This window comes from Limnobacter sp. UBA3528, from assembly GCF_002377005.1.
Taxonomy (GTDB): Bacteria; Pseudomonadota; Gammaproteobacteria; order Burkholderiales; family Burkholderiaceae_B; genus Limnobacter.
On sequence record NZ_DFOZ01000038.1, the window covers coordinates 89250 to 108546 of the forward strand.

The 19297-nt window shown below is 48.3% G+C and carries 15 protein-coding genes and 1 pseudogene; 8 read left to right on the forward strand and 8 right to left on the reverse strand.

Translation table 11 applies throughout. The features are described 5' to 3' along the window. Positions 1-13: 13 nt before the first annotated feature. From B4N58_RS11680 to B4N58_RS11710, 7 genes are all read left to right on the forward strand, one after another. The gene (locus tag B4N58_RS11680) at positions 14-334 is read left to right on the forward strand and encodes a 2Fe-2S iron-sulfur cluster-binding protein (protein WP_159567885.1); all 321 of its coding nucleotides are present in this window, start codon (positions 14-16) and stop codon (positions 332-334) included. Positions 335-349: 15 nt separating this feature from the next. Next, positions 350-1762: a cytochrome P450 gene (locus tag B4N58_RS11685; RefSeq protein WP_291749525.1), complete on the forward strand. Its 1413-nt coding sequence runs from the start codon at positions 350-352 to the stop codon at positions 1760-1762. 132 nt (positions 1763-1894) lie between these two features. Then, positions 1895-3127 (forward strand): NAD(P)/FAD-dependent oxidoreductase, encoded by a 1233-nt coding sequence (locus B4N58_RS11690; RefSeq protein ID WP_291749530.1) that lies wholly within the window; start codon positions 1895-1897, stop codon positions 3125-3127. Between the two features lie 177 nt (positions 3128-3304). Next, positions 3305-5575 (forward strand): fatty acid desaturase, encoded by a 2271-nt coding sequence (locus tag B4N58_RS11695; RefSeq protein ID WP_291749533.1) that lies wholly within the window; start codon positions 3305-3307, stop codon positions 5573-5575. A 33-nt stretch (positions 5576-5608) separates the two neighbouring features. Then, on the forward strand, positions 5609-7279 hold the full coding sequence (locus tag B4N58_RS11700) for a GMC family oxidoreductase (protein ID WP_008247230.1): 1671 nt from the start codon (positions 5609-5611) through the stop codon (positions 7277-7279). Beyond that, positions 7272-9050 carry an aldehyde dehydrogenase family protein gene (locus B4N58_RS11705; RefSeq protein WP_232222687.1) on the forward strand — a complete coding sequence of 593 codons (1779 nt, stop codon included), beginning with the start codon at positions 7272-7274 and terminating at the stop codon, positions 9048-9050. The genes B4N58_RS11700 and B4N58_RS11705 overlap by 8 nt, the downstream gene beginning before the upstream one ends. Beyond that, on the forward strand, positions 9034-10059 hold the full coding sequence (locus tag B4N58_RS11710; protein ID WP_008247225.1) for an AraC family transcriptional regulator: 1026 nt from the start codon (positions 9034-9036) through the stop codon (positions 10057-10059). The genes B4N58_RS11705 and B4N58_RS11710 overlap by 17 nt, the downstream gene beginning before the upstream one ends. Before the next feature lie 81 nt (positions 10060-10140). Here B4N58_RS11710 and B4N58_RS11715 read toward each other — a convergent pair whose 3' ends face one another. The 3 genes from B4N58_RS11715 to B4N58_RS11725 all read right to left on the reverse strand — a co-directional run bounded on the left by B4N58_RS11715 (position 10141) and on the right by B4N58_RS11725 (position 13928). After that, the gene (locus B4N58_RS11715) at positions 10141-11172 is read right to left on the reverse strand and encodes a hypothetical protein (RefSeq protein WP_291749538.1); all 1032 of its coding nucleotides are present in this window, start codon (positions 11170-11172) and stop codon (positions 10141-10143) included. Positions 11173-11187: 15 nt separating this feature from the next. Then, positions 11188-12675: an OmpP1/FadL family transporter gene (locus B4N58_RS11720; protein ID WP_008247222.1), complete on the reverse strand. Its 1488-nt coding sequence runs from the start codon at positions 12673-12675 to the stop codon at positions 11188-11190. Between the two features lie 194 nt (positions 12676-12869). After that, positions 12870-13928 (reverse strand): putative solute-binding protein, encoded by a 1059-nt coding sequence (locus B4N58_RS11725; RefSeq protein WP_008247221.1) that lies wholly within the window; start codon positions 13926-13928, stop codon positions 12870-12872. Between the two features lie 102 nt (positions 13929-14030). Between B4N58_RS11725 and B4N58_RS11730 the strand changes: the two genes are divergently transcribed. Continuing rightward, positions 14031-15059, forward strand: a complete 1029-nt coding sequence (locus B4N58_RS11730) for an AraC family transcriptional regulator (protein WP_040512019.1) — start codon at positions 14031-14033, stop codon at positions 15057-15059. 177 nt (positions 15060-15236) lie between these two features. Here B4N58_RS11730 and B4N58_RS11735 read toward each other — a convergent pair whose 3' ends face one another. From B4N58_RS11735 to B4N58_RS11755, 5 genes and pseudogenes are all read right to left on the reverse strand, one after another. Then, positions 15237-15404, reverse strand: coding sequence for a hypothetical protein (locus tag B4N58_RS11735; RefSeq protein WP_008247210.1), 168 nt, complete (start codon positions 15402-15404; stop codon positions 15237-15239). Between the two features lie 433 nt (positions 15405-15837). Then, on the reverse strand, positions 15838-16251 hold the full coding sequence (locus B4N58_RS11740; RefSeq protein ID WP_291749544.1) for a hypothetical protein: 414 nt from the start codon (positions 16249-16251) through the stop codon (positions 15838-15840). A 117-nt stretch (positions 16252-16368) separates the two neighbouring features. Continuing rightward, a complete protein-coding gene (locus tag B4N58_RS11745; RefSeq protein WP_008247205.1) occupies positions 16369-17820 on the reverse strand; it encodes an AAA family ATPase in 1452 nt (483 codons plus the stop codon). Further along, the gene (locus tag B4N58_RS11750) at positions 17817-18968 is read right to left on the reverse strand and encodes a hypothetical protein (protein ID WP_138516276.1); all 1152 of its coding nucleotides are present in this window, start codon (positions 18966-18968) and stop codon (positions 17817-17819) included. The genes B4N58_RS11745 and B4N58_RS11750 overlap by 4 nt, the downstream gene beginning before the upstream one ends. 2 nt (positions 18969-18970) lie before the next feature. Next, positions 18971-19297, reverse strand: a pseudogene (locus tag B4N58_RS11755) (integrase); the annotation flags it as partial.

The window sequence follows — 19297 nt, forward strand, 5'->3', positions numbered from 1 at the left end:
TAGGAGAAACGCGGTGGGCAAAATCATTTTTATTGAGCATAACAATACAACTCACGTTATCGAATTCAAAGCTGGATCATCATTGATGCAAATCGCTGTCGATAACGCCATTCCAGGAATCGATGGGGACTGTGGCGGGGAATGCGCCTGTGGCACTTGTCACGTCATAGTCGCAGATGAATGGTTCGAAAAGATCGGTTCATTCGGTGATGGAGAAGAGCAGATGCTATCGATGACGCCAGAGCGGGCAAAAACCTCACGTTTGGGCTGCCAAGTTAAAACCACTGAAGCGATGGACGGCATGACCGTTCGACTCCCAGAATTTCAGATGTAAATATCGGAGAGCCCCATGTCAACACAATCCAAAACATTTGACCAAATTCAGACCAGAGTGATTAATGCCACCGCCAAGGTGATACCAATGCATTTGCAAATTCAGGGTCTGAAATTTTTGATGCGTGCCAAAAAGAAAACAATTGGCGCGCGCAGGCCCACACCAAGCTTTGTTGAATACCCGCTGCCAGACGTAGGTACACTACGAATTGATGACATTGACGTGAGCAATCCGTTTTTGTACAGGCAAGGGCAATGGCACGCCTATTTCAAGAGGCTGCGTGATGAAGCCCCGGTTCACTTCCAGAAAAACAGTCCATTCGGTCCGTTCTGGTCGGTGACTCGCTATGAGGACATCCTGTTCGTCGATAAACACCATGACCTGTTTTCCGCCGAGCCGGTCATCATCCTTGGCGATCCCCCTGAAGGCCTCTCGGTGGAAATGTTCATCGCCATGGATCCACCAAAACACGATGCACAGCGGAGCTCCGTGCAAGGCGTAGTGGCTCCTCAGAACCTGAAAGAAATGGAGAGCCTAATCCGGTCTCGCACAGGGGATGTGCTCGACAGTCTTCCCGTGGGCCAACCCTTTGACTGGGTACCAACGGTATCAAAGGAGCTAACTGGACGCATGCTGGCCACGCTTTTGGATTTCCCTTACGACGAACGTGACAAACTAATTTACTGGTCAGACCTTTTAGCTGGCGCCGCATCAGCCACCGGTGGCGAGTTCACCGACGAGGAGGCCATGTTCGACGCTGCCGCCGACATGGCCCGCGATTTTTCACGACTTTGGCGAGATAAGCAGGCACGCCGCGCCGCAGGTGAGGCGCCAGGCTTTGATTTGATCAGCTTGTTGCAAAGCAGCGAGGACACTCGTGACTTGATTAACCGTCCGATGGAGTTTATTGGCAATCTGGCACTACTCATCGTCGGTGGTAATGACACTACCCGCAACTCCATGAGTGGAGGCTTACTAGCCATGAACCAGTTTCCGAAAGAGTTCAAGAAGCTCAAAGCAAACCCTGCGCTAATTCCAAACATGGTGTCGGAAATCATCCGCTGGCAAACACCTTTGGCCTATATGCGCCGAATCGCCAAGCAAGACGTTGAGCTTGGGGGACGGACTATCAAAAAAGGTGATCGAGTAGTGATGTGGTATGCATCGGGAAATCGGGACGAGCGCAAGTTTACGGATCCGGATCAATTCCTCATCGACCGTTCTGGCGCACGTAACCACCTGTCGTTCGGCTATGGCGTTCACCGATGCATGGGCAACCGTCTGGCCGAACTACAACTGCGTATCCTGTGGGAGGAATTACTCAAGCGCTTTGAAAACATAGAAGTTGTTGGTGAGCCCGAACGAGTGCAGTCGAACTTCGTGCGTGGCTATTCGGAGATGATGGTTAAATTGACCCCACTGCGATAATCTCTTTGACGCAGAATACAAGTTAATTCCTTTACAAGCAAACAGAGACGCCCGACCGCTGTTAGGGGGGCGCAATCATAATATTGTCCAGCTGGATAATCCGGTCTCAATAACGTGTTGGAGAGGGCGCTCATGACAACGAAAGAAAAAGAGACGACAGTTGTCGTTGGAGGTGGGCATGCAGCAGGCGCGCTACTGACCACATTAATCCAGAAAAAATACCCGCATAATATAGTACTGGTAGGAGATGAGCCCTACCCCCCATACCAGCGCCCACCTCTGTCGAAGAATTACCTGGCGGGTAGTGTTGACCGAGAGTCGCTGTACTTGAAACCATCGTCGGTATACGAGAACGCGGGCCACCAGCTTAAACTTGGCGTGCGCGTTGAGCAGATAAATCGGAGCAATAAAACCATTCTCTTGTCTGATCAGAGCACTCTGACATACGATCGACTCGTCCTGGCCACTGGGTCACGGGTGCGACGTCTGAAAGTACCCGGCGCGGACTTGAAGGGAATTCATTATCTGCACGATATCGCCGACACCGATGTCCTGCGTGATCAACTAAATCCGGGTAAACGGCTGGTGATCGTTGGTGGCGGCTACATCGGCCTAGAAGTGGCAGCAATCGCCATCAAGGCAGGCCTAGACGTCACTGTGCTCGAATCCTCAGAACGCCTATTGCAACGTGTCACAGGACCAGAGATCTCAGAGTTCTTTTATTCAAAGCACCGCAGCGCGGGAGTGGATGTGCGGTTGACCACCACGGCTACCGAATTCGCAACTGACGGTCTCGGTCATGTGACTGGCGTAGTAGTGGCGAACGGGAATACCTTGCCAGCCGATATTGTGCTCGTCTCTGTAGGAGTAGTACCAGAAACCAAACTGGCAGAGTCCGCTGGACTGGCTTGTGATGACGGTATTTTAGTGGATGAACATACCCGCAGCAATGATCCCTCCATCCTGGCTATCGGCGACTGTACCCGCCACCGAAATCTTTTTTTCAAACAAATGCAACGGGTCGAATCGGTCGCCAACGCTGTCGAACAAGCCCGTACAGCGGCGGCTACCCTGATGGGAGAGGACAAACCGTACCACCACGTCCCATGGTTCTGGTCGAATCAATATGACCTTCGCCTGCAAATGGTGGGATTGTCACAGAACCATGATGAACGCGTCGTTCGCCGCGACATCGAGGGTGATGCATTTGCGGTTTTCTATATCAGGGAAGGTCGTCTAATTGCTGTTGACGCAGTCAACATGCCATTGGCTTTTATGGTCGGTAAGCGGCTCGTTTACGAGGGTAAGGACGTCAGTGCCGAGAAGTTGAGAGATCTGAACATCGCGTTAACTTCTTTAATCTGAAGTATGTAAGAGTTAGCTTCCTTCAAAGGTAAATCAAACGACTACTGCATAAGATTGGCGGAAAAAGACCCCTTTTTGTCCGACGCACCTCTTTGCAGAAAATGACCCCCTCCGCATAATAATTCTCATTTGGTCTATCGCCATTTCTCACATTATAAAAATCACTTGGAGGCGGACATGCTTCAATTTCTAAACAAAGGCTCAACCCACAAAGCCAATATAAACGGCAAACTCATTCATGTTGAAGCCGACGAAACGCTACTTCTAGCTGCTTTGCGTCAAAACGTCGAAATTCCCAATATTTGCAGAGTTGGAGGATGTGGTTCCTGCAAGTGTAAGCTCAAGGACGGCAGGGTTCAGGAGTTGACTGAGAGCGCGTACCTGCTCTCTGAGGAAGAGATTGCTGAAGGCTACATTTTGGCTTGTCAAAGTCGCTTGAAGTCGGACATTGAAGTGGAAATGGACGAGAGCGCCGCGATTACTTCTTCGCCAGTAGCGGGACGCATTGTGAAGCGCGAGTTCTTGACACACGACATAGCGAGAATTGACGTGCAACTTGATCAGCCAATCAATTACAAGGCCGGCCAATTCGCCGAGTTGACGCTGGATTCTGTCAAAAACGCACCTCGTAGTTATTCATTTTCAAATGCACCAGACAACCAAGGTCTGGCCAGCTTCACCATTCGCAGAGTGCCTAGTGGTCGGTTTTCAACTTATGTATTCGATAAGCTGGTCGAAGGGGAAATACTAACCGTACGAGGTCCCGGTGGAGACTTTTGGCTACGTGAGGGTGGAGAAAAGGTTGTATTTATCGCCGGTGGTAGTGGCCTGGCTCCAATACTTGGGATGCTTGAGGAGATGGAGCGCAAGGGTGATCGGCGCCCCGTTACGCTGTTGTTCGGTGCACGCACCGAACAAGATCTATACGAATTACATCGCCTTGACGCTTACACAAAGAATTGGCCTGGATTTCGGTTTGTTCCCATTCTTAGTGAAGATAATTCCAATCACAACTGGAATGGCTTGCGTGGCTTGGTAACGGACCATATTCGTAGGGAAGCTGCGGGTGCCACCCAAGCCTACTTATGTGGTCCGCCTCAAATGATTGATGCTGCAATTAAGGAATTAAAGGAGAACAAGCTTGCAGCACAAGGTATTTATGCAGATCGCTTCGTAGTTCGAGAGGTTATGAACACTGGCTTTTATGGAGCGGTTGGTTTGCCCTTGATTGAGAGAACTCCGGCGACCATTGGTGATTATCTGAAGTTCATGATGTTTCATTTGATGGGAGTAATCGCAGTCGTTGCATATTTGGCGGGTGGCGCTTGGATCACTGCGGGTTTTGCGAGTTTGTTGGGCTTTTATGTTCTAGGAGACATGTTGACGGGCGACGACACAGTGACACCCGAGTACCGCAAGCCCTGGATTTTGACCGTTCAATTGTGGTTAGCTTTGCCACTCCTTTTGTTGATTGGTTTTTGCTTTATGTGGACGATGTCGACAGGAGATCCACTTGGTCTAGGTGAATTTGTCATGGGTCTTACCAGTTACGACGTCTTTGCGGCGCGGGAGGCAACCTCGTCTGTACATCGCTATTTTTCAGGGATTATTTACTATGGCTATTTGATTGGAATCATGGGCACTGTGGTTGCTCATGAATTAACGCATCGGACATGGGATCCCGTTTCGTTGTGGGTTGGGCGTTGGCTTCTGGCGTTTAGTTACGATGCGGGCTTTGCCATTGAGCATGTGTACGGTCATCATCGTTATGTGTCAACTGAGCATGATCCAGCGACAGCACCACGTGGACGCAATGTATATCTTCACATAGTGCTCTCAACTATCAAGGGAAATATCAGTGCTGCAAAAATTGAAGCTGAACGCCTGAATAAAAAGGGACTCCCAGTAATGTCTTATCACAATGCGTACATTCGAGGCCTGCTCATGAGCGTGGTGTTGAATGTAGCTGCATTTTCGGTTGCGGGCTGGACAGGCGCACTATGTTTTAGCTTGGCCGCTTTATTTGGCAAATCCTTACTTGAAATCGTGAACTACATGGAGCATTACGGCATGGTGCGCTTACCTGAACAGCCTGTTCAGCCACGTCACTCCTGGAATACGAACCGTCGAATGACATCATGGGGCATGTTCAACCTGAGTCGTCATTCGCATCATCATGCACAAGGCGAAGTGCCCTACCAGAACTTGATGCCACTGCCTGATGCGCCTGTGATGATCGGCGGATACCTAACCACAATTTTTTTGACGCTTTGCCCGCCCCTTTGGCACAAGCTCATGACATCAAAACTAGTTGAGTGGGACCGACACTTTGCTTCCCCGGAGGAACAAATCTTGGCTCTTCGTGCCAATCAGCGAAGTGGAATTAAAGAGTTGGTCGACTATGACCCCCGCCAATGGTCTCCTGATTCGATCAAGTATTCGACTTGAGAGAAGCAACTAATTCTTAGTTTGGAGATTATTATGGAATTCGATTTTGTAATCGTGGGTGGAGGCTCATCCGGAGCAACTCTGGCAGCGCGCTTGAGCGAAGATTCGTCAGTAACAGTGTGCCTTCTTGAAGCTGGTGGTCGTGGAGACAATTCCTTGATTCGAACACCTGCTGCAATGGTTGCGATGGTTCCCGGGCACGGAAAACTGAACAACTGGGCTTTTAATACAGTGCCTCAGCCCGGTTTAAACGGGCGTATTGGCTATCAGCCTCGCGGCAAGGCGCTGGGGGGTTCTTCAGCGATTAATGCCATGTTATACATCCGAGGACAAAGACAGGATTACGATGGCTGGGCAAACCTGGGTTGTGATGGTTGGGACTGGGACAGTGTATTGCCTTACTTTAAAGATGCCGAAAACAACGAGCGAGGTGCTGATCCATTTCACGGGGCCAGCGGACCACTTCATGTGTCGGATCAGAACAGCCCACGACCGGTGACTCGCGCGTTTGTTGAAGCAGCAAAAGCCTGGGGACTACCAGAGCAGCAAGACTTCAATACCGGTGACAATGAGGGTACCGGGCTATACCAGGTAACACAATTTCATGACCCGAATAAGCACGGTGAACGTTGCTCAGCGGCCGCCGCTTACCTTCATCCCATAATGACCGAGCGTTCAAACCTAACGGTGCTTACAAACGCTCATGCCTGTCGCATTCTTTTGGAGAATCAGCGTGCAAAGGGTGTTTTTTATCGCCACAGCGGCAAGGAGTTTCTAGTTAAAGCCCGTCGCGAGGTGATCGTCTCTGCTGGTGCTTTTGGCTCCCCTCAACTCTTACAGTTATCCGGTGTTGGTAGACCACAAGACATCACCCCCTATGGCATTAGCATGGTGCACGAGTTAGCAGGTGTCGGGCAGAACATGCAGGATCATCTGGATTTCACACTGGCATTCAAATCCCTTGATACTGACAACTTTGGATTGGGTTTGGCAGGCGCGCTGGGATTATTCAAGCACCTTACTTCGTGGCGTCGAAATGGCACCGGTATGCTGTCCTCGCCTTTTGCGGAAGGAGCTGCATTTCTGAAATCATCGAAGTCAATTGATCGTGCAGATTTACAATTGCACTTTGTAATTTCTATAGTGGAGGACCACGCGCGCAAACTACATTCAGGCTACGGCTTTTCTTGCCATGTGTGCGCGCTTCGTCCCTATTCTCGAGGAGAAGTTTTCTTGCAATCTGCGGATCCTTTGGATGATCCAGGGATCGATCCAAAGTTCCTATCGGATCACAGGGATCTGGAAACTTTGATCAAGGGAGCAAAAATCACCCGTGAAATTTTGATGCAAAAACCATTAGAGAACTACCGACATAAAGAACTTTTCGACGTGCATGAAGGCATGAGCGATTCTCAGTGGGAATCAAAAATACGCGCTAGAGCCGACACCATCTATCACCCTGTAGGAACTTGCAAAATGGGAACCGACACAATGTCGGTTGTGGATGCGCAACTACGTGTGCATGGGCTGCAGGGACTAAGAGTGGTAGACGCGAGCGTGATGCCCACCTTGGTTTCTGGCAATACAAATGCACCCTCAATCATGATTGCCGAAAAAGCGGCTGACATGATCCTCGGTAAGAATCGAATCACCAAAACAAGTACAAGCCCTCAGATTAATGAGAAGGAGATGAGTTATGTCTGAGTCGTTAGGTAATTTATCGATAGAGCAGATGTCCGTTCAAAACCTTATACCTGGAGAGAAAACTGCTTCCGAAGAGACTCAACGCTGTGACGACGCTTTGTTGGTTCTCGATGGGAACAAACATGAATGGGCCCGTACCGACTGTACCGTTCGCATTTTCATTCTTCAAGAAATCAAGACTGCGCTTCTTCAACAATCTGAGGGCTGGGCTGAAATTGCAGCACGTCGCAAGCGTTTACCTGCAAGCTCTACATTGAAAGGGGAAGAATGGTTAGCAGGTCCGTTGCCAGTAATGGCCACTTGCAATGGCCTTATTGAAACACTCTCCAAAATGGAAAACAAGGCCTTTCTAGCGCAACTACCCTATCGCCGAGTCGCGAAAGGTCAACTTGCTTTGAAAGTATTCCCGCATACCCTTTGGGACAAACTTCTTTTATCAGGTGTGAAGGCAGAGGTTTGGATGCAGCGCGGCGTAAATGAAGTTTCGATTGAAGCTGCCTCAGCCTATGATCTACCAGCCGGTGAAAGATCTGGAAAACTGGCCTTGGTGTTAGGAGCAGGCAATGTGGCAGCGATCAGTCCATTGGACGCACTCCACAAACTCTTTGTTGAAAACGAGGTCGTGTTGCTTAAACTCAACCCGATCAATGATTATCTTTTTGATTATTTGCACGCTGCGTTCAAACCATTAATTGACCGCAATGCTCTTCGGATTGTGCGCGGCGGAAACCAACTGGGGGCGTATTTGGTAGAACATCCCTTAGTGGAGAGCATTCACATTACGGGCGCTGCCGCCACGCATGACCTGATCGTATGGGGTGAGGGGAAGGAGGCAGACAACAACAGGAAAAACGACAAACCGCGTAATACCCGGCGCATTACTTCCGAGCTAGGTGCAGTTTGCCCGACCATTGTGGTGCCTGGTTCATGGACAAAAGCGGACATTCGCTTTCAGGCTGAGCAGATTGCGACACAAAAAATGCAAAATTCCGGTTACAACTGCGTGGCCATGCAAACGCTCATAGTGCCAGAGGGGTGGGAAGGAACAGAGGTACTACTTCGTGAGTTAAAGTCCATCATGACATCCCACGGTGGACGTGAGCAATATTATCCTGGCAGTCAACAGCGCTGCGCTGATTTTCGAGCGCATGGTGGCATAGAGTCTTTTGATCAATTTGGAAGGCTGACCTTTTTGGTGGCCGACTTTGATCAGGGCGAATCTGAATGGCTGGCCAACAATGAAGTGTTTGCTCCTGCCTTCACAATCAAATTTTTGTCAGGTGAATGCCCCAAAAACTACCTGGCCTCAGCCATTGATTTCGCGAATGAAAAATTACACGGTACTTTAGGGGCGAACATCGTGATCCACCCTGCAACCATTAAAAAAATTGGACGTGAAAAATTTGAATCGCTTCTAGGCCAACTTCGTTATGGCACCATCGCGATTAATACATGGACTGGATTAGCCTTTCTTCTCAACGCCTGCCCTTGGGGTGCCTTTCCCGGTGCCAGTTTGAAAAAACCAGGATCGGGCATAGGTACGGTGCACAACACCTGGATGCTAGAGCGTACTGAAAAAACAGTTGTTCAAGCGCCTTGGCGTCCTTTTCCGAGGAATTTATTGTCTTTGAATTTTAGCCTATTACCTCGACCACCATGGTTTATAACAAACGGTAAACAACACATCCTTGGACGGTTATTAACCTATTTTTATTACCTTCCTTCGGTTTGGAAATTACCGGGAATTTTCATCAATGCGCTCAAAGGATAACCCCTACCCTATCCCGACTAATTTGGGAAACACGGTAATTCATTACATTCCACAGATCGCCGAACAACTGAACACCAAAGGACTTGACGTGTTTGGTTGGCTTGCGGGTGTTGGGCTTGATGTAACCTGTTTGACTAAACCCGGTTATGAAGTACCTGTTGCAGCCTATAGTGCATTGCTGGAACAGGCCATTGAGTTGACAGGCGACAGTGGGCTTGGCTTGAGATTGGGGTGTAACCTCGTACCGAGCGCGCATGGAAATGTTGGATTGGCCGCGTTGTCAGCAAATACCATACAGGAGTCAATGCAAATCGTGGAAAGGTACGTACCGTTGCGGACGTCATTACTGGCTATTCGATCTGAAACAGTCAACGATGAATTTCGAGTGGTGTTTGAACCGATACCAGGACTTGGAGAAATTGGCAATGTCGTTGCTGAAATTGCGTTGGGGACAGTCAAGAACATAATAGATGCAACAGTGGCTAGCAATAGTCCATGCCAAAGTATTCTATTTTCGATGTCTGAACCTTCGCATGCAGCCCTTTCCCGGGAATTGTTGGGTTGCGAAGTGCTTTACGGGCAATCGTGGACAGGCATCTCCCTCAATTATTCGGAAGTATTAAACCCGCTGAGTCATCGCGATGCGCTGGTTATGTCCGAAGCGCTATCAATTTGTCAGCGAGACCTGGAGCGCCTTGAATCGAACCATTCAATTGCAGCCCGTCTTGAACGGTTGTTATTGAAAAGTAAACAAGGAGAATTTCCAAATCAACATGTATGCGCTCAGACGCTGAATATGACTCCTCGTACATTTCACCGAAGGCTTCGGGAGAATGGAACCTCGTATCGAGATGTGTTAAACAAGGTACGTTGCCGCCTTGCTCATGAGTACCTGAAGATGATGCATTTGGGTGTAAAGGAAACAGCCTATCTATTGGGTTATGGCGATATCGCAAATTTTAGGAGGGCGTTTACCCGCTGGTATGGTTTTCCACCGTCCAAATTGTAGGAAGTCTGTCAACTTATCTGAACTCTTTTTGATTTGTAAAGCTAACATTTTAAGCAACAAGTTGCAGAGACTTCATTTTTGTTACTCAAGCAGGTCTCCCAAATCAATATCTTGGGCGGCAGAATTTGATTCGTCCCAGTAAGTTCCAATTGACGCTATCGGTGTACGTGTACCGATATTTGCTGACCAGTAGCGATCTGAAAGATTAATCATCGTGAGTGTGGATATGTCCTCGACCAAGCGATACTGCTTGCTCGGCTTAAAATTCTGCGCCGCTGCCCAACGTTTAGTAGCATCCCTGAAACGCTTTTCGTCCCCAGCCGCCTGCGCCGATATTGCGTACATCACGTGTGCCAATCGCACACCGCTTCGCTCGCCAATCAACATTGAGCGATTGAAACTGCCCCAGACGTCTTTGCCTTCTGCCCCGCCAGGCAGGATGTTCCAAACGACAGATCTTGCTGCGAGAGGGACCCCCCACCATTTGGTGTTGGAAACGCATTTCAAGGCCCGTTCAGACAATGGTGCTATATCAGTTGGAACGCCGACCATTTGCTGAGATGCGATGTCGTTGATCACTGCCTGCAGGCCTGCGACTGTCCCTAATATGAAGGTAAGTTCATCGTAATCACGCTCAAAATTTGGGCATGTTTTGCCGTATTCAAAATCATACTTCTCCTCCAAATGACTGCGCATAACCTTGAATGCCGAGAACTGTCGTCTTGCGGTGATCTCAAGAAGGCGCTTTTGTGCAATTCGGGCATCTTGTGCATCTGAAATTTGATTCGCGCGTGTGGCTCGCAGATAACGAAGTTCCTCATCAACAGAGCGCTTCTCAGAACACACTGCGGATGTGGTGTACAACAATGATTCCAATAACGCTGGGTCGCCATAGAACGCTCGCGTGGCACCTGATATTAGAGGAAAGCCGCTGGTGGCAAACTGGCAACCCATGTCTACATCGTTCAGTTCAAGAATAGGTGGCACAATTCGGTCTTCCACGATGTCAATAGCAAAGTTTGTGATGCCGCCCTGAATGCTGGAACAACCAGTCAATATTGCTGCAGTTCCAAAGACCAAGAGTTTTTTTGTCAGTTTTTGTATCACTATCATGTCGATGCCTGCCCTTTAGAATCGCTCGGTGATGCTTACACCAAAAAAGTCGATGTCAAGTTTGGTTGTACCCTGAAAATCGCCCCCCCTTACTTCAGCAGGGCTGACTTGCCCGTTGGCACCGGTTGCGCCTGGCTCCAGGTCAAATTTCATATATGAGAAATTCAGTGTGGTATCCCGTCGCAACTCAAGTTGTGCTCCTAAGCCAAAGTATTGTCTGTCTGAGTCGGGTAACAGTGTAATTCGTGTGTCATCATCAATTACGCTGTTCTCTACTGCGTAGCCAGCTTTTAAAACGAGGCGTTTGAATGCTTTATAATTAAGACCAACGCGATAGCTGTTGGCTGCTACATAATTTTGTTGAATCTCTTGAAGTACCCGCCCATTCGATTCCCGAACAAATTTAAGATTTGTCACCGAAAAGTCCTGACGCGTGTAGCTGGCCATTAGATCAAGTTTGGGGCTAGCATGATGAAAAATACTCAAGCGAAGCTCATCCGGCAACGTGATGTCTTGCTTGATTCGTTGCTCCGGAAGCAAGTCGCCAGCAGCCTGCGGTCCGTTCACACCGAGTAAAGGACCTGATACCCCGATCAGTCCTCCATTAAGGAACTCCCTGAACTCAGCACCCTCCGCTGTTTCCTGTATTTTCAGTTTGCCACGCATACCGGTGAATTCCGTTTTCGGTCGATAGGAAATACCAATTCGTGTATTGATCGTGGGTTCCCAAAGCGCGCCGGCTTGTGCATTGAATGCCCAACCGAACATTCGCAAACTTAAATCAGCTTCTTCAGGAATAGGCGGTGCCAGCCCAGCGGCATTCAACCCATCAAGAAGTGTTGACCCATTGTTCAACAGCCCATCAACGGCATCCCGATAGTTCAGTTTCAGCTTAAGGGATTGAAAGTATCGCTCATAAGATCCATTGGCGCCAATCGACAAAGTCGGAGTAAGTTTGTAGCCAAACCCAAGGTTTGCCCGGCTGACCTTAAAGTCAATATCGCGGCCTTGGTTGCGTCCCGGAAAATTTTCATCGTAGCGAACAATCAGTGCATGGGAGGCGGCCCCTCCGAAACCAACAACGAGTTTTTTAGTAATTGGAATTGCTACGAACAGGTTGGGCGCAAGGGCAGTTGAATCGTATCCACTTTTTCGATTGAATTCCTGCCCAGCGCTGCCTGTAGTGCCGCTGTTCGTTGGAGATCCATCCGGTGTTTGACCGGAGGTGTAAGAGGTGTTGATACCAACAAATGCAGCGCCAAGTACAACTTCCGCTCTTTTGAGTCTGGTCAATGCAGCAGGGTTCGCAAATAGAACAGATGCGTCACCTGCTTCGGCAGCCATCCCCGCATTGGCACTTCCCATAGAACTGATTGAGGTTGCATCAAATGCGGTTCCTCCCGCATATGCTTTGCTCGACAAAAAAGATAGAATTGGGGTTGCTGTCAATGCGCCTACAATTAGCATCTTGAAGTTTGGGCAGTACTGTATTTTTTTGTTCATGTTATATCCGTCGGGAAATGAGGTCGTATTGCATTTCACTGAGTGCAAGACATAAACCAGCTTTTGTATATCGCCAACAAGCGGCAGTCTCAAGATGCTTACAGAGACTGATTTGAGTGGCTTGGGTGGGTTGAGACCAGGAGATAAAAAGGCCGATATGATCCTTTCTCGTCACATATCGGACTGGTCAACTATCAGAACGTTTTGCTGTCAGGTGTGCATTCTGAGTCCGCCCGATTCACACTGCACCGGATTTTCTTCATGATGCTCAAACCCTGCTTGTCGTATATGCCTTGCTCGACAATCGACCCCCTGCTTTCCCTCAACATGATGGTGTACTTAATCATGTTTTCAGGGGTCAGGTCACTCCATGTTTTCTCTGGAATTGTTTGCTCTGCTCGAAGAATCAATTTCAAAGCACGATCATACTGACCGCTCCAATACTTTCTTGACTCAAGTCCAAAGCCGACCGGAAACTTGCTGGTGTTGATCACCATCTGATAGCTCAAGATCACAATCGGAAAACGATTGATAGCACCTTTGGTGCCAATGCCTCGATAGAGTTCTAGCGGTTTATATGCGGCGGCTGGTGCTGCAATCATGTCAACAATGCCATTGTTGAACTTGCTGGCGAAGTTGGTGATATCTGCAGAAACTGGTTGAGCACCAATTTTCTGGATCATCACGGCCTGTGCCTTGTCATAGTCAAAAGCTGCAATTTTCTTGCCAGCAAGATCTTCAACGGTCTGGATTTTTCGATCGTTCAGCACTGGGTAAGCCGTCCCAAAAGGGATAATACCGGCGATCTCAAATTTTCCATTGATTGCGGTTTTTGTGGAGTTTGGTGAGGAAAATACCTGAATTGCGCGACGTACTACTTCGTAACTGGCGTTCATGTCCACCTTGCCGTCTTTGACGATTGAGGATGCGCCCAGTGAGTCAATAGATGTAGTGATGGCGTTGAATTGACGGGTACGGAAACCAGTCGCAAACACTGCATCACATTCACCCGCGATAAAGTCTTGAGTGGCAATTCGCTCATCCGTGTAAGCATGAATTTTGACGTTGCCGCCCCAAGCTTTAGAGGCAACTTCATAGTCTTTAGCCATGGCAAAAATATCACCCGCAGCACCTAAAAGATCATATACACATAATTTTTGATTACCCTGCTGTGCTTGGGCGGATAAGCTGAATGAGCTTGCGAGCAGAAATGCCCAAAGTTTTTTGCGGCCAACGCGGGTAGTAAATTTCATCGTTATTGTCTCCATATGGTTTTAATATTTCATTTGATTATTACATTGGTAAAAACATATACTCTTGACCATTGAAGACTATTTTTTGACCTTTGGAGACAAATGAGTCTTTTACTTAGATCGACGGTCATGTTGGGATTTCTTGAGGTATTGAGCAGTAGTGGTAGTGATGCTCGCGAAATTGCTTCGCGGTTTGGTCTGGACCTAGACCTTGCGAATCAAGACAACGAGTTCGTCCCGATAGATGACTTTGTCAAGATGCTCGAATACGCCGCCAGAGCGAAGAATCTTCCCTGTCTCGGTTTAAGCATGTCTCCGTATCACGACATCAGCATCCTAGGCCCGCTTTCGCTGGTAATCAGCAATTTGCCCACAGTGCGCGAGGCAGTTGAATACGCAGCCAAACATATTGACATCATGAGCCCAGCAATTGAGATTGACAGTTTTCCGGAACCGTCACTGCCTCAAAGGTCCTCGTTCAATAGCTGGGTAAGTATTTCAATTAATTTGGGAAAGCCGATAGTCCACACACAAACCTTGGATATTTGCTTGGGCAATCTTCACCGTTTTATAAAGATTCTGGCAGGCGATAATTATCAATTGACTAAAGTAATCTTGCCTCATGGTTCGAAAAATCACCATGAAGTTTATGATCGATTCTTTGGTGCTCCTGTTGAGTTTGATCGTGACAAAGCAGCACTACTCTTGAGTAATTCGACTCTGGCAACTCGGCTCGATAAGCCCAATATTGAGCTTAGTCACATCGTAGATCTACACATTCAAACCAATTTCCGAAGCCTCCGTGGAACTTATTCAGCGAGGACTGCCCAAGTAATCAAAAAAATACTTGGAAGAACAGTGTGCGACAAATCTGCAGTTGCTAACCTGTTGGCGATTCACCCAAGAACTTTGCAACGGCATTTGTCTGATGAAGGCACTTCTTTTGATCAAATAAAGACACAAATCATTTGTCAAGAAGCGATTCGATATCTCACCGAGACGGAAGTTTCTATGTCTCACCTATCCTCTATCCTAGGGTTTTCCGAACAGGCCACTTTAGTCAGATTCTGCAGGCGTCACTTTGGGCGCTCTCCCCTTGCTATTCGAAAAAACACTGAACTTGCCTCCTGAATAACAGTGCCAACGGCATTCTGTTGATTTACACCCAGATTTGAATTGGGGTTTGCATTGAATTTTGCCCCCCCTTGGGGTCAGAATTATGTCTCGATTTTCAGTTTTTAGATCTGTTTTTCCTCCTTCCTGTTTTGCGTTGAACTGTGTTTGAAGCGGTAACTTTCGTTGCCTGTTTTACTTGTACTCGCGCCACAGCAAATCGAGTATGACGTGTTTGCGTTTCAATTCGCTGTGAATGAAAGCCGAGTTCGGTTGTGGGCGCTTCACGCTTGATGGCAAAGCAGGAGGAAACAAGCGCTGCTCATCTATTTTAACGCCAATTGAATAATCGATAGCGGCCATCTCGGCCCGTCACAGATAGTCTCACGCGGTGATGGGGCCGGCTTTGATGACCTCAGCAATTTGCTGATTGGTGAACCCAAGCCGTTCGCGCAGCCGCAGTGTTTCTAAAATCTTCCTCATGGACAACCTCCGGTTAGGCATTGGTGTGGCCGCTGTTGTTTGGTTAAAAAACCAAGCAAGGCGCCACGGTTATCAGCGAGCGATTTTAGGTTTCCAGTTTATGCTGGAATCAGTGTCCAGTTTCGACCAAAATACGCAAAACAACCCTTGCCCGATGTTTTGCCTTGAACTACTCGAAATCTTTCCACTGCCTGACCCGGTCATAGACCCGGTAAAGCCCAAGGCCACCAAATCCCGGACATGCTGCGCAGGTTCCTGTGCAGCTTCTTCGGCTTCTTGTGCTCGGTGGATACCAACTTTGAATTCTTTAACTTCACATGACCCTTGGCGTTTTTGCCTCCCACTCTCTCAAGAACAACGCGAAAGGCATCAAATCAAGATCATTTCCTAGCTCGAGCTCCGTCGCCCTCCAGCCCAAGATGGTTATTAACATCTGCTGACTGAAGCCTTGATCCTGAAATTTGCAACGATAAATCGACCCTGAAAACCCGTGAAAGTCCACGAAGCCATCCTGAATTTCGAAGCTAAGAATGCCGGAGTTCAGACTCCAGACAGCATCTTCACCATCATGAGGCGCCGAAACCAATCGATAAACCACTCCTTCTTTGTCGATATATTTAATGACCCCCCACTGGTACGCCTGTTTAATTTGCGTAGACGACTTTTGGTTTTCCTGTGCAAACCTTTCATTGCTAGTTTTATCAGATGAGCCGGTTTTTTTGTTCACCGTAATCTTCCTTACTGAACTGAGTCCTCCCCCATGCACTTCCGTTTTTCAGAGCATCAGGGGAGGACAGTTTTTTTGATATATCGAACGCGGATCATCGCTGAGATCACTCGGCCTTCACACCTCAATGTGATCAAAGAACCTGACCTTGGCCCCCATCTGTTCCAAAGCGATCCTCACCGTGAGCTCCTGAATTAACTGTTTTCCACGAAGCGTTGCACCTCGCCCCAACCCCATCTGAGCAAGAGTTAAATCAACATGGCAGGCAACCACACGATCCAAAATCGACTGAAGCAAACGAAGATCACCTTCTTGTCTTGCCAGAAAATTCAAAGCCTGCGGTGCGAAATCGACATTGCGATAGGCCTTCGCCAGCATGCTGCGAATAATGATCAATCTCTGGCTGCGATCAGGGTAAGAAATATCAAATACGTCAAACCGAGATCTAAGAGGGGCCGAAACCGAACTTAAATTATTCGAAGTCGCGACATAGATCACCCTTGAAGCGTCGAACTCAATGGACCCATATTCATCTCGCAATTCGCGGGCGGTTTGTGGCTCCAGTGCTGCAAGCAACGGCCCCTCAACAGGGTGCTGCTGAAATGAGGACATCTTGTCGATTTCATCGAGAAGAATAAGGGGCGAGGCTGTTTCACTTCTTGCCAATTCAGAGAAAATTAAACCCGTCTGACCGTTTCCCCATTTGTTGGATGTACCTGTCAGCACCCCACCCATTGATGTGGCCGAGATGTTTATATACGCGTAGCGGGTGTTCAGAGCCTCGGCCAATTCGCGAGCAAATGCGCTTTTACCTGTCCCCTTTGGTCCATCCAGCAAAATTGGCTTGAGCCTTCGCTCATGAGAGCTTTTTAAAGACCAGATTCGCATCTGCCTAAGCACGTGATCCACGACATGTGCAAAATTTGGAAAGTTAGATCGCAGGTTTTGCAGCCGCTTTTCAATCGGCGTGCTGGGCTTGATAATTCTTCTAAAGCCGTTGTTTTGAGACATTGAAACAAACAGCCGCCAGGAGCGACCAATACGTTCACGGTCCTCACCAATTTGTTCGACAAATTCTGATGTGGCTCTGGCTGTAAAGATCCGAGCCATACCCTTATATGCCCTTAGGTATGCTTTGCTATCACTCATGCACTCCTTCAAGTGCTTAAGAAACAAGCTCGTAGAGTCTGGAACTTTGAGATTCTCTGCTTTTTTCAACGCCTTTTGAGAGTGATTTTTCTTCTCCCCACCATCTTGAAATACCCAACTGGGGTGCTCGTTCGGATTGTCAGACCACTTCTTCTTTAATTCTTCGAATCGCTGAGAGTCAAAAAAATCATGAAGTTCTTCATGAAAATCTAGACTGTTAAGTTGCCTGATAAATTTATCCTTGGAAAGCAATTGCATTCTGCTTTGCAGCTCTTCTTGTCGATTTCTAGGAATGAGAATTTCACACAAGTCGCTGTAGTAGTACTCACTGCAAACTACACTTTCCTGTTGGGGAATCCCTCTCCGTAGGAAAGCGGTCTCACCAAATGGATATTTGCTGCCCTGCCCCTGGTTATTCATGCAGATTCTCCACGTACAAAATGATGGGCCAGCAAGACACTTTTCTCACCTTTATCGAATGCACGCGCGCTTGCGCAATCAGCTTCGTGCAACACAAAGCTCTCGGGAGTTTTACGCTTTCGAGCACCCGACTGATCATGCTGTCGCTTCACGGCGCAGATGGCATGTTCAAGCTGTAGTTCACGCTTAAGTGGATAATTCCCTGAATTAGAGCAAGCCGCTGCGATCCACTTGAGCATGGTTTGCTCATGGCCAAGTAGTTTGCAATTTAGATTTGTAGAATAGACGTCTGGCGCAAGACGGTAGTAATCGTCCACCTTGGCGGCATCATGTAAGAGTGCTGCAAGAAGTGTCAGACTTAAGTCAAAAGCGGGTTTACCTATGCTGCGTTGCCACGGCGACGCCGCTAAAAAGCCAAGCAAAACATTGGCCACAGTTTCTGCTGTGTGCAACACAAGTCCGTGATCGCCATTGTGATGACTGCGTGTTGAAGCCGCGTACTTTAGGAACCTGGAGAAGCGGTTGCTCTGCAACATGATTCCCAAATAAAGGGAACGATCCTCGGGGGTTAGCAATCGAAACGCCTCACTCAAGAACTCGCACAGACTTGAAGCGCAGATTGCCGTGCTTGCAGCTTGATTCAACGTGGAAGGCAATTGAGCTATTGCGTAGTCGAAAGGATTGTATTCAGGCTCACCCTCAGCTGGGCTCAATCCCGACACCCAGCAGTTCTTACCATCATCAACAGCACGGGCCCACAACGAGGGAACAACCTTCACGACCGAGTGATCTCCCAGGCCATCTGCGCCACTACAGGCTAGGTTTACAAACAGCATTCCTTGGTAGATTTGATCAGCCGCAGCGTAAACCGGTATACCAAGCTTCACGTAAGTTACGCCCTCACGCTGCTGTCTTTGCGAAACATAGCCATGTTTGGCCACGCAAATGCCAGTACCAAGTTTTGCGAACTGCGGCATATTCAGACCAGAGAAAGCACCAGTGAAAAGCTGATTAGCATCTGGATTGATGCGAACCATTTTCTGAACACAAACTTTGTTGGCGTGAATACCTTGGCTTGAACGGACTGTTTTTTTATCGGCTTGAGCGCTAAGAGAGATATTACCGGTTTGAAGTTTTGGATTGATCATGATTATTCTCCCTGAGTGTTCTTGTTTTGGTAGCTTTCAAACATTTGCAGCCATGGGCTTTGAATGGCAGGTTTGGAAGCTTGATTCACGCCGGTAACAGGCGCGGCGGATGTGGGTGCCGGTTTGGCTACTCGTGGTGGCTGGGCTTGCTCTAGGGCCTCCGAAACAGAGGACTTTTCCGCCACCGCCACAGAACTCGGAGCAATCGGCGGTGATACACCGGGACCCAAGTTGGCAGCCAACATCCGCTCAAACGCTGAGCCATCACGACGGGTCAAATTGGGTACGTAACGTGAGTACACCTTGAACAGCATTTCTGTGGACGAATG

Coding starts and splice junctions, on each gene's coding strand:
- B4N58_RS11685 (WP_291749525.1), top strand. CDS start 350: ATGTCAACACAATCCAAAACATTTGACCAAATTCAGACCAGAGTGATT.
- B4N58_RS11690 (WP_291749530.1), top strand. CDS start 1,895: ATGACAACGAAAGAAAAAGAGACGACAGTTGTCGTTGGAGGTGGGCAT.
- B4N58_RS11695 (WP_291749533.1), top strand. CDS start 3,305: ATGCTTCAATTTCTAAACAAAGGCTCAACCCACAAAGCCAATATAAAC.
- B4N58_RS11700 (WP_008247230.1), top strand. CDS start 5,609: ATGGAATTCGATTTTGTAATCGTGGGTGGAGGCTCATCCGGAGCAACT.
- B4N58_RS11705 (WP_232222687.1), top strand. CDS start 7,272: ATGTCTGAGTCGTTAGGTAATTTATCGATAGAGCAGATGTCCGTTCAA.
- B4N58_RS11710 (WP_008247225.1), top strand. CDS start 9,034: ATGCGCTCAAAGGATAACCCCTACCCTATCCCGACTAATTTGGGAAAC.
- B4N58_RS11715 (WP_291749538.1), bottom strand. CDS start 11,172: ATGATAGTGATACAAAAACTGACAAAAAAACTCTTGGTCTTTGGAACT.
- B4N58_RS11720 (WP_008247222.1), bottom strand. CDS start 12,675: ATGAACAAAAAAATACAGTACTGCCCAAACTTCAAGATGCTAATTGTA.
- B4N58_RS11725 (WP_008247221.1), bottom strand. CDS start 13,928: ATGAAATTTACTACCCGCGTTGGCCGCAAAAAACTTTGGGCATTTCTG.
- B4N58_RS11730 (WP_040512019.1), top strand. CDS start 14,031: ATGAGTCTTTTACTTAGATCGACGGTCATGTTGGGATTTCTTGAGGTA.
- B4N58_RS11735 (WP_008247210.1), bottom strand. CDS start 15,404: ATGGCCGCTATCGATTATTCAATTGGCGTTAAAATAGATGAGCAGCGC.
- B4N58_RS11745 (WP_008247205.1), bottom strand. CDS start 17,820: ATGAATAACCAGGGGCAGGGCAGCAAATATCCATTTGGTGAGACCGCT.
- B4N58_RS11750 (WP_138516276.1), bottom strand. CDS start 18,968: ATGATCAATCCAAAACTTCAAACCGGTAATATCTCTCTTAGCGCTCAA.